Annotated in this window: 4 protein-coding genes and 1 pseudogene; 2 read left to right on the top strand and 3 right to left on the bottom strand. The window is 71.6% G+C overall.

Annotation, left to right across the window (positions count from 1 at the left end; all coding sequences use genetic code 11):
- Positions 1-374: peptidoglycan-binding protein (locus tag H5J33_RS28920; protein WP_181797770.1), on the top strand; the 374-nt coding region annotated here is incomplete at its 5' end.
- 132 nt (positions 375-506) lie between these two features.
- Here the strand turns inward: H5J33_RS28920 and H5J33_RS28915 are convergent.
- Complete coding sequence (locus tag H5J33_RS28915; protein WP_181797769.1) at positions 507-1,175, bottom strand: HAD family hydrolase; 669 nt, start codon at positions 1,173-1,175, stop codon at positions 507-509.
- A 174-nt stretch (positions 1,176-1,349) separates the two neighbouring features.
- Positions 1,350-1,931: a TMEM165/GDT1 family protein gene (locus H5J33_RS28910; protein WP_030604426.1), complete on the bottom strand. Its 582-nt coding sequence runs from the start codon at positions 1,929-1,931 to the stop codon at positions 1,350-1,352.
- A gap of 379 nt (positions 1,932-2,310) precedes the next feature.
- Here H5J33_RS28910 and H5J33_RS28905 point away from each other — a divergent pair, with 379 nt between their 5' ends.
- Complete coding sequence (locus H5J33_RS28905; protein WP_181797768.1) at positions 2,311-2,955, top strand: HNH endonuclease family protein; 645 nt, start codon at positions 2,311-2,313, stop codon at positions 2,953-2,955.
- Position 2,956: 1 nt separating this feature from the next.
- Here the strand turns inward: H5J33_RS28905 and H5J33_RS28900 are convergent.
- A pseudogene (locus tag H5J33_RS28900) lies at positions 2,957-3,145 on the bottom strand (hypothetical protein); the annotation flags it as partial.

Raw genomic sequence — 3,145 nt, 5'->3', positions numbered from 1 at the left:
CCGCTCCCCCGCCGCCGTCACCGACTCCGGCCACCCCGACCCCGACTCGGACCACCACGTCCCCGACCTCCACACCGACACCGTCGCGCACCCCGTCCCGCACCCCATCGCCGACGGCCCCCTCCGCCCCGCCCACCACACCGGCGGCGCCCCCGGTACTGCGGCGCGGCGACACCGGCCCGGAGGTGACGGAACTCCAACTGCGCCTACGCCGGCTGAACCTCTACGGCGACCGCATCGACGGCACCTACACCCGCCCCGTGGAAGACGCCGTACGCACCTACCAACTGGCTCGCGGCATCGAGGAAGACCCCCTGGGCGTATACGGCCCGGCGACCCGGAAAAGCCTGGAAAAGGAAACAAGGGACCCCTGACCCAAAGGGGCGCCCGAAAGGGGCGCGGGGAACTGCGCGACAAGCCACAACGAACCCGCGCCCGAAGGCCAGGCACAACGCACCCGCACCCGCCCCCGAAAGCCAAGCGCAGCGATCCCGCAGCGGGCCCGCTCAGCCGATCAGCAGGCGCAGCATCCCGTCGGCCCCGGCCTCCACCCGTACCCGCGCAAGGTCCGGCACGGCCACGTCCGGCTCGTGGGCGACCGCCCGCGGCCCGACCCCCACGACCCGCATCCCCGCGGAGCGCCCCGCCGCGATCCCCGCGCCGGAGTCCTCGAACACGACGCAGTCGGCCGGGTCGATCCCCAGCTCGGCCGCGCCCTTCAGGAAGCCCTCGGGATCGGGCTTGCTCGCGCCGACCGACTCGGCGGTGACCCGGACCTCCGGCAGCGGCAGCCCCGCCGCGCTCATGCGCGCGGTCGCCAGCCCGATGTCGGCGGAGGTGACCAGCGCGTGCGGCAGCCCGGCCAGCGAGGCGAGGAACGCCCCGGCGCCGGGCACCTCGACCACGCCCTCGGTGTCGGCGGTCTCCTCGGCGAGCATCCGCTCGTTCTCCGCGAAGTTCTCCTCCATGGGCCGGTCGGGCAGCAGCAGGGCCATGGAGGCGTGCCCCTGGCGGCCGTGTATGACCTTCATGACCTCGTCGCCGTCCAGCCCGTGCCGTCCGGCCCAGCGCCGCCAGACACGGTCGACCACGGCGTCCGAGTTGACGAGGGTGCCGTCCATGTCGAGCAGGAGGGCACGGCAGGTGAGGACGGTGGGCGTGGCGGTGGCCGGCATCGGCAGCTCCGGAAGGAGAGGAGGGCCCGTGTCGGGAGAGACGGCGGGAGGGACAAGGCGGCCCCGCCCGCCGGTCAGGGAAAACGGGCGGGAGCCACTTTGTTTCTCCACGGTACAAAACACTTCCGCGTTTCCGCCACCGCCACGGCGAGGATTCACCGCCCGCCCGACCGCTCAGCCGGCCACCGCCTCCCACAGGCTCCAGGCGCCGAGCGCCAGCATCAGCACGGCCGCGATCTGCGTGATCAGCCGCAGCGGCACCCGCCTCATCAGGGCCTTTCCACCGACGATGCCGAGCCCGGCGACGGCCCACAGACCGAGCACCGCGCCGAGGCCGACGGAGATCGGGTCGTCGTAGCGGGCGGCGAGGTTGGCGGTCATGATCTGGGTGAGATCACCGAACTCGGCGACCAGGATGAGCATGAAGCCGGTGCCCGCGACCTTCCAGAAGGACTGGTCGGCGGGCTTCTTGACCTCTTCCTCGCCGTCGTCCTTCTTCAGCAGGAGCATCGCGGCCCCGCCGAGGAAGAGCACGCCGGTGAGGGCGTGCACGATCTGCTGCGGCAGCAGGGTGAGCACGCTGCCGGCCGCGACGGCGAGCACGACGTGCAGCAGGAAGGCGGCGGCGACGCCCGCGAAGACGTACGAGGCGCGGTAGCGGGTGCCGAGGACGAGACCGGCGAGCGCGGTCTTGTCCGGCAGTTCGGCGAGGAAGACGACGCCGAAGACGAGCGCCGTGACGGTGATGCTGATCAAAGGTCCTCAATCGGTCGGGCTGCCCCGCCGAGAGTGCGGTACGTCACGCGATGACACCTCGGCACGGCAGCACACTTCCCGCCCGTGCCGGTGGGGCACGGACGTGCACTGCTTGCCGAAGGTCTCGCTGGCGGCTCCCGCCGGGGGCCGCCTCCGGGCGCCGGCTCAGGCTCGCTGAGCAGTATGTCGACGGTCCGGCGAAGAGCTACTCCCCTTCTGCGCCTCCCATCGTACGGGATGTGAAAGTTCCGTCGTCAACCTTGTCTTGACATGATCACGTCACTACCTTCTTACCAAACGCTCATCCGCCGGCCATCCCTCATGGCGAGCATTCCCACGCTCGCGCTCCAACACCCCCAGCTCCAAAGGGAGTTCACGCATGTCCAAAATCTACGCGCGTCGACGGACGAGCATCCTGGCCGCCCTCACCGGTCTGATCGCCTCCGTCGCCCTGTTCAACTCGCCGAGCGCCTCCGCCGCCCTGCCCACCCCGGTCAGCGCCGCCACCGCCCGCGGGTACCTCGCCCAGCTCACCGTGGCCACGGAGGACCGCACCGGCTACAGCCGCGACCTGTTCCCGCACTGGATCACCATCAGCGGCACCTGCAACACCCGCGAGACGGTCCTGAAGCGGGACGGCACGAACGTCGTCACCGACTCCTCCTGCGCCGCGACCAGCGGCAGCTGGTACTCGCCGTACGACGGCGCGACCTGGACCGCCGCCTCCGACCTCGACATCGACCACCTCGTCCCGCTGGCCGAGGCCTGGGACTCCGGCGCGAGCAAGTGGACGACGGCCCAGCGGCAGGCGTTCGCCAACGACCTCACCCGCCCCCAGCTGATCGCCGTGACCGACAACGTCAACCAGGCGAAGGGCGACCAGGACCCGGCCACGTGGGTCCCGTCGCGGTCGGCGTACGTGTGCACGTACGTGCGCGCGTGGGTGCAGGTGAAGTACTACTACGGCCTGTCGGTGGACTCGGCCGAGAAGAGCGCGCTGACGAACTACCTGGCGAGCTGCTGAGTCAGCTCCCCGCGCCCCTTCTGGGACGCATGAGGAACCCCGCCGCCGCGCCCGCCCCGAACAGCGCCGCCACCGACACCCCCGTGGCCAGCCAGGTGGCGCCCAGCCACTGGGCGCCGTAGTAGCCGAGGGCCACGCTGTAGGCGGCCCAGGACAGGCCCGCCAGGGCCGACCAGGGCAGGAAGTCGCG

It is taken from the genome of Streptomyces sp. WELS2 (assembly GCF_013870595.1).
GTDB lineage: Bacteria > Actinomycetota > Actinomycetes > Streptomycetales > Streptomycetaceae > Streptomyces.
Note: the sequence above shows the minus strand (reverse complement) of the source record. Positions and strands in the feature narration are given on the sequence as shown.